We start from the raw sequence: 7,323 nt of genomic DNA, 5'->3' as shown, positions 1-7,323 counted from the left end.
ATTGCTAATTGCTAATTGCTAATTGCTAATTGCTAATTGCTAATTGCTAATTGCTAATTGCTAATTGCTAATTGCTAATTGCTATCCTTTTGTTAAAAAATTGTCTATTTCTTAACGTCTACGAAACCCTATTTTTGCTATATTTGAGGGAATTGCACGAGCTTATGGGACCCACGAAATTTACCGTCATAAAAAAGTTGAAATCGAACAATCGATTTAACTATACTCCGCGCTACTACAAAGGGAAAGAGCATGTTGAAGATGCTAAGCACCCTTCTAGGTTCGATGCCTATGCAGATACCTACAACGAAAACGATTATGCCGGACAGTGGCAAAACGCGCGAATATCTAATCGCAATCGTAATAACATGGAGTTTAATAGAACAGTACTCATCATCATGGCTGTTTTAATTTTTATCTTCTTGTATATTATAGATTTCGACCTGTCAATTTTTTCTAGCTAATGGCAGATATTATACAATTATTACCAGATCATGTTGCCAATCAAATAGCTGCAGGAGAGGTGGTTCAGCGCCCAGCTTCTGTGGTAAAAGAACTCCTTGAGAATGCCATTGATGCAAAAGCAACTGCCATAACTTTAGTGATTAAAGAGGCTGGAAAAACGCTTGTACAAGTTACCGATAATGGTGTAGGTATGAGTCCGACAGACGCACGGCTTAGTTTTGAGCGACATGCTACCTCAAAAATTAAAATCGCCGAAGATCTATTCAATCTCAATACTAAAGGTTTTCGAGGAGAAGCGCTAGCCTCTATTGCGGCGATTGCCCATGTAGAGCTTAAGACCAAGCAACACGACCAAGATATTGGTACCAAAATTACCATCGCTGGAAGTAAAGTATCAGATCAAGAGCCTGCAGTGGTTCCAAGTGGCACTACTATTTCTGTAAAGAATTTATTTTTTAATATTCCCGCAAGGCGAAATTTTCTAAAATCGAATCCTGTTGAGACACGTCACATTATCGACGAGTTTCATAGAGTGGCATTGGCGCATCCCCAGATAGCATTTACCATGTTACACAATGGGACTCCTGTGTTTAATTTACCAGAGAGCAATGTGCGCCAGCGTATTGTAAATATCTTCGGAAATAAGACAAACGAGAAGCTAGTTCCTGTTGACGAAACTACCGACATATTAAAAATTGAAGGTTTTGTTTTGAAACCTGATTTTGCAAAAAAGAGTAGAGGAGAGCAATTCTTTTTTGTCAACAATCGATTTATAAAAAGTCCGTATCTTAACCATGCAGTAAATGCAGCTTTTGAAGGCCTCTTAAAAGACCGAACACACCCTGGTTATTTCTTGTTTTTAGAAGTTGATCCAACGTCTATTGATATTAACATACATCCAACCAAAACAGAAATTAAGTTTGATGATGAGCATGCTTTGTATGCCATGTTACGCGCTACGGTGAAACATAGCTTAGGGCAGTTTAGCATTGCACCGGTACTTGATTTTAATAGAGAAAGTAGTTTAGACACACCCTACGCCTATGCAAATAAACCGGCTGTCGCTCCAACCATAGAGGTAGATAGAAGTTTTAATCCATTTGAAAGTGATACACCTAAGCAGCGCAGTTCTGGTGGAGGAAGTAGTCATCATACCTACAAGAAAGAAAAAAATACCGCACATTGGGAATCCTTGTATGTCGGACTTAAAGATGAAGAAATCCCTTCTAAACATACTCCAGAAACACATCTCACGTTTGAAAGTGACGAAGTAACAGGAAGCTTGTTTGAAGAAGAAAGCAATGATGTTGGACACCAAACATTTCAGCTACAAAATAAATACATCATTAGTCCTATAAAAAGTGGGATGATGGTCATACACCAACACTTGGCACATCAACGTGTTTTGTATGAAGAATTGCTCAAGAATATTACCTTACAGCAAGCCGTAAGCCAGCAATTATTGTTTCCGTTAGAAATGCATTTTTCGAAACCAGATATGGAAGTGCTTCAAAAAATTCAGGAGCAATTAGAGCATACGGGCTTTGTTTTTGAAACATTTGGGGACGATACGGTGTCTATTAGTGGTATTCCAGTTGCCTTGGTAGAAAGTCAGGCAAGTTCTGTTTTAGAGCAGCTTATTAAAGACATCATGGATGAAGTGCCCGATGCAGGCTTTAGCCAAAACGATTTATTGGTACGTTCTATGGCAAAAAGTATGGCGGTAAAAACGGGAGTAGCATTAAGTAGTAAAGAAAGAGAGCATTTGGTACACCAATTGTTTATGTGCAAAGAACCCAGTGTTTCGCCGTCCAACAAACCAGTCATTATCACATTAGATGCAAATGACTTAGATAAAAAGTTTATGTAACCGCTATATGGGAAGAATCACCGATACCGTTAAAATATTGATCATTATTAATGTGATCTTCTATGTGGGCTCTTTGTTTGTCTTAGACACCGAAGTAGCCTATCGCTTGTTTTCACTGTATTACTTTGAACATCCAGATTTTCAATTCTGGCAGCCTATTACACATATGTTTATGCATGATCGCAATGGCTTAATGCATATCTTTTTTAACATGTTTGGTCTATATATGTTTGGTTCGCCACTTGAAGCACGTTGGGGTCAGAAAAAGTTTTTGTTTTTCTACTTTTCTGCAGGATTGGGTGCTGCGTTCATACATTCTTTGGTGGGTTATTATCATTTTCAAAATGGTCTAGAGCTATTGAAGGCTTCAGGTATTACTGATTCTGATATGTGGAATATGATTAATAACACAGTTGCTCCAGGTAGTTACAGGGAGATTCCTGCATTAGGAGATCAAGTACAGAACTTTTTTAATTCTTTTAATGTACCCGCCGTTGGAGCATCAGGAGCTTTGTATGGTATCTTGGTTGCCTTTGGATTGATGTATCCAAACACTGGTTTGATGCTTATCTTTTTACCAGTTCCAATCAAAGCAAAATATTTTATCCCTGGTTTACTACTCATGGACTTGTTTTCTGGATTAACAGGGTTTTCTGTATTCGGACAAAACATTGCCAACTGGGCACATATTGGCGGAGCGCTCTTTGGCTTTATTATGGCATATTACTGGAAGAAAAACGATTTAAATAACACCCGTTGGGACTAAGATGCAAGGACAAAGTTTAGCATACAAATTTAAGATGCAGAATATTGCGATTAAGTTAATTGTTATTAACGTGATTGTGTTTTTTGCGTTCTATATATCCTCTTTTTTGTTTAGGACTTCTACAGATACGTTGATGAAATGGTTTGTATTGCCAGAGAATATCATTGAAATTGCGAAGCAACCTTGGTCTATTCTTACCTATAGTTTCTTACACGGCGGTTTTTGGCATATTTTATTTAATATGTTATGGCTTCACTTCTTTTCTAGGTTTATATTAAACCTATTTAATGAAAAACGTTTCTTAACCATTTATTTACTTGGTGCTTTATTTGGTGGGCTGTTGTTTGTAGTTGGCTATAATGTATTTCCTGTGTTTAAAAGTACTGCTGGGTATTTGCTTGGTGCCTCGGCCTCTGTGTCTGCATTGATGGTTTTTATTGGAACCTATTCTCCCAATGTGTCTTTTCGCTTTTTCATGGTCACCATAAAACTATGGCAATTAGCATTAGGATTGTTCTTATTAGATTTGGTCAGATTAGGAACCGGAACCAATGCTGGTGGTATGTTATCTCATATTGGGGGTGCTATTTTTGGGTATTTCTACGCCACACAATTATTAAAAGGCAACGATATTGGCGCCTGGTTTGAGAAATTTTTAGATTGGGTAGCAGACTTGTTTAAAACAAGAAAAGAAAAACCTTTTAAAAAAGTACATAAGACAGCCAAAAATAAGACTAAGAAACCTGTAAGTGGCGTTAAAGATGAACGTCAAATGAAGGTAGATGCCATTCTGGATAAAATAGGTAAGAGTGGTTATGAAAGCTTAACAAAAGCAGAGAAAGATTTCCTTTTTAAAGCCGGTAACGAATAAAACTAAATTTTGAAAAAGCTCTCTTTTTTTGGGAAGATTCTTTTTTGGTGCAACAGTATTGTTGCGCTCTTACTTTTAGTGTCTTTTGTATTACCTTATATGGCTCCTAAAAGCTTTCCAACACTTTCTTTGTTAAGCTTAGCAGTTTCCCCACTTATTTTACTTACGTTTTTATTTGGTTTGTATTGGTTGGTGCAGTTAAAACGACAATTTTTATTGTCTGCTATAATGATCGTAGCTGCTTATTTGTTTTTTAATCCCTTTTATAAATTTTCTGAAGAAGGGAATGTAAGTGATTTTCAAAATACAATTTCAGTATTGAGTTATAATGTGCGACTGTTTAATGCTTATGAAACAAGTGTAGATGCATCTCATATTTCAGAAGTGCTAAAAAAAACATTAAAAGCATCAAATCCTGATGTGGTGTTCATACAAGAATATTATAGAGAATCCCCTCAGTTTTTTTCTGAATATCCTTATTCTTATATTCACTTTAAGAATGAAAAAGTGGGTTTGGGCCATGCAATTTTCTCTAAATATCCGCTATTAAATAAAAACGCATTTGATTTTGAGCATACGTATAACAATACCATGTATGCAGATGTTGTAAAAGGACAAGATACCTTACGGTTGTATAATTTGCACTTAAAATCGTTAAGTATAAAGCCAACTGTAAACTCATTACAGGAAGAAGATAAGGATAAGTTGTTTGGCAGAATGACAACCGCTTTTGAAAAACAGCAAGAACAAGTAGAGACTATTTTAGCACATAGTAAGACCTCAAAATATCCAATAATTTTAGGTGGTGATTTTAATAACACGGCTTTTTCATACATCTACCGAAAACTCCAAGCGGGTATGAAAGATGCTTTTATTGAAAAAGGAAATGGCTTAGGAACTACCTTTCGATTTGATTCGTATCCCATGCGGATTGATTATATTTTTACTTCGGAAATGTTAGAGGTAGTAGACTTTCAAACACTAGACGAAACCTTCTCAGATCATTTCCCCATTACCTCGGTTGTTGGAATTCCTTCAAACTAAAGGGACTGACTTTCTAAATAGTGCAATGTGTTTGGTCCTTCATTAAAAAGTAAATCAATACAAGATAAATTTTCTAAATAGCCATGATTGGCTTCAAAAACTTGATGGTATTTTGTGAATCCATAGCTTGGTTCTTTTTTACAAGTGGCTAGAGAACGACGGTCTATAAGTGTTGTTTCTTTATGATAGCTATCACTCTTTTGTATTTGAACTTCCAAGCCTATAAATTCAAGTAGGGTTTCTAATATACGAATATTAAAGTCTAGCAAATTCTTAACAGGAGCTGCAAATAGTGGCGCAATATCATCTTCGTAGTATTCGAAGTAGGGAGAGGTTCTATAGGCAGTCTGTATCGATTTCCAATGCTCTGCCAACCAAGGAAAATCATTTTCCGGCACTACATCTTTGGTTTTTTGATGTCGTTCTCCCTTGGAGTGTTTTACAGGAATGTTTAGTAGTAGTTTTCCATTACTATGCGCAATGTATGCTCTATTTCTATAGGTTTGTTTTTGATAATTATCAGATACTTCTAAGGTAATGCCATCTGCCTTTGCTATGGCAACCATGGCTGCGATAGAAGGGAAGTAGGTGGGATATATAAGAATATGTCCTGCCACGTTTTAGGCTTTCTTTCTTCTTTTCTGAAATTGTCTAAACCCAATCCATCCGGCTAATACTATTAAAAAAGGAATTAAATATGAAGTAGTTTCTCCCTTACCACTTACGGTAGTAAAGAAACGCTCCCATCTAATTTTATTAAAAAGACCTTTGGCTTTGCTGTTAAAACTCATCCAAACAAAAACAGGTTTTCCTACCACATGATTCATAGGTACATATCCCCAAGAACGCGCATCTTGTGAGTTGTTTCTATTGTCTCCCATTAGCCAGTAATAATCCATTTTAAAGGTGTACTCTGTAATCGGTGACCCGTTCAATAAAACGGTAGTCCCATTTTGAGAAATGGTATTATCAATGCCTAGTTCGCTACCTTCATAGGTCTCAATAATTCGTTTATAGAAAGGAATGCTTTCAGAGGTAATCGCCACCGTCTTTCCAGCTTCAGGAATGTAGATAGGACCAAATTGGTCAGTATTCCATGCATAGGATGGAGATTCTGGAAAAATACCTTCATCTCGTTTTCCTTTTTCTCCCATTCTTCTCTTTACATCAATAACATCTGGGTAGTTTTTAAGTCCCTCGGACGCTTTATCTGTTAAGTGTGCTACATAAGTATAGACTCTAGTTTTTTGATCTACAGAGATTGGGTACATATCGCTAATATCATATCTGCTAGCAATATAATTATTTGGCTCTGGCAGTAACTTGTTGTTAGCTCCAGTTTTTACTAAAATTGCTTTGGATGTAACCGTATAAGCAAACTGTAATTTTGCACGGTCCGGTAATTCGTTTTGTTTTCCATTAATGTAGACATATCCATCACGAACTTCTAACGAATCTCCTGGAAGCCCAACACAACGTTTTACATAATTAGATTTTTTGTCAACAGGCTTGTACATATATCCAGAAGGTGGCGGGCCGATATTTTCAAACTCATCAATTGGCCAGTTAAATACAACTATGTCGTTGTGTTCTATGTCTTCAAATCCTGGTAGGCGCGTACTTGGTGCTTGTATATCTGGGACATACGATTTTGCTCCAGTACCAATAAACACATCATGCATCATAGGCATCGCAACGGGTGTCATGGGTGTTCTTGCGCCAAAATGAAACTTACTTACAAATAGAAAATCCCCTACCAATAATGTTTTTTCTAAGGAAGAAGTCGGAATGACAAAAGGTTGCATCACATAGGTATGTACAATGGTTGCCGCTACAATAGCGAAGGCCAAAGAACCAATCCATTCTACAAGTCCGTTAGGTTTTTTTAGTTCGTCGTCTTGTAAATAAGTGAGTTTTTGGGTATAGTTAATGTAAAATAAATAAAGGCCACCAGTTACCAGTACCAAAAGTGTATCTGAAATACTAGTTCTTCCAAATCTGTTTAAAAGTTCTACCCATAATACTGGAAACATAATGAGGTTCACAATAGGGATAAAGAGCAATAAAACCCACCACCATGGACGTTTCAGAATTTGCAACAACACTAATGCATTATACACTGGTACTGCAGCTTCCCAAGCTTTTCTTCCTGCGGCAACATAAAATTTCCATGTTCCTAGAAAGTGAACCACTTGTATGATTAAGATAAAAAGTAACCAACCTGTTAAACTCATAATTTATTTTTTTTGCTAAATCTATTGATTTAGTTTTAAGTGTTTTTAATTCGTAGTGTACATGTTATAATGT

General features: G+C 36.5%; 7 protein-coding genes. 5 read left to right on the top strand and 2 right to left on the bottom strand.

What is annotated here, in order from left to right; genetic code table 11:
* Nucleotides 1-197 precede the first annotated feature (197 nt).
* The 5 genes from ACY2RS_RS11495 to ACY2RS_RS11475 are packed head-to-tail and all read left to right on the top strand — an operon-like array spanning nucleotide 198 to nucleotide 5,016.
* Nucleotides 198-464 (top strand): hypothetical protein, encoded by a 267-nt coding sequence (locus ACY2RS_RS11495; RefSeq protein WP_490098800.1) that lies wholly within the window; start codon nucleotides 198-200, stop codon nucleotides 462-464.
* The gene (gene mutL, locus ACY2RS_RS11490) at nucleotides 464-2,335 is read left to right on the top strand and encodes a DNA mismatch repair endonuclease MutL (protein WP_490098799.1); all 1,872 of its coding nucleotides are present in this window, start codon (nucleotides 464-466) and stop codon (nucleotides 2,333-2,335) included. The genes ACY2RS_RS11495 and mutL overlap by 1 nt, the downstream gene beginning before the upstream one ends.
* Before the next feature lie 7 nt (nucleotides 2,336-2,342).
* The gene (locus ACY2RS_RS11485) at nucleotides 2,343-3,101 is read left to right on the top strand and encodes a rhomboid family intramembrane serine protease (RefSeq protein ID WP_490098798.1); all 759 of its coding nucleotides are present in this window, start codon (nucleotides 2,343-2,345) and stop codon (nucleotides 3,099-3,101) included.
* A 34-nt stretch (nucleotides 3,102-3,135) separates the two neighbouring features.
* On the top strand, nucleotides 3,136-3,972 hold the full coding sequence (locus ACY2RS_RS11480) for a rhomboid family intramembrane serine protease (RefSeq protein ID WP_490098797.1): 837 nt from the start codon (nucleotides 3,136-3,138) through the stop codon (nucleotides 3,970-3,972).
* A 9-nt stretch (nucleotides 3,973-3,981) separates the two neighbouring features.
* Entirely contained in the window at nucleotides 3,982-5,016 is a 1,035-nt protein-coding gene (locus tag ACY2RS_RS11475; RefSeq protein ID WP_490098796.1) for an endonuclease/exonuclease/phosphatase family protein, read from the top strand.
* On the opposite strand, the gene ACY2RS_RS11470 is transcribed toward ACY2RS_RS11475, so the two are convergent.
* Together ACY2RS_RS11470 and lepB are read right to left on the bottom strand one after the other, a co-directional pair.
* The gene (locus tag ACY2RS_RS11470) at nucleotides 5,013-5,633 is read right to left on the bottom strand and encodes a WbqC family protein (RefSeq protein WP_490098795.1); all 621 of its coding nucleotides are present in this window, start codon (nucleotides 5,631-5,633) and stop codon (nucleotides 5,013-5,015) included. The genes ACY2RS_RS11475 and ACY2RS_RS11470 overlap by 4 nt on opposite strands.
* A 3-nt stretch (nucleotides 5,634-5,636) precedes the next feature.
* Nucleotides 5,637-7,250 carry a signal peptidase I gene (gene lepB / locus ACY2RS_RS11465; RefSeq protein ID WP_490098794.1) on the bottom strand — a complete coding sequence of 538 codons (1,614 nt, stop codon included), beginning with the start codon at nucleotides 7,248-7,250 and terminating at the stop codon, nucleotides 5,637-5,639.
* Nucleotides 7,251-7,323: the final 73 nt, after the last annotated feature.

It is taken from the genome of Patiriisocius sp. 208BN25-11 (assembly GCF_058147145.1).
Note: the sequence above shows the minus strand (reverse complement) of the source record. Positions and strands in the feature narration are given on the sequence as shown.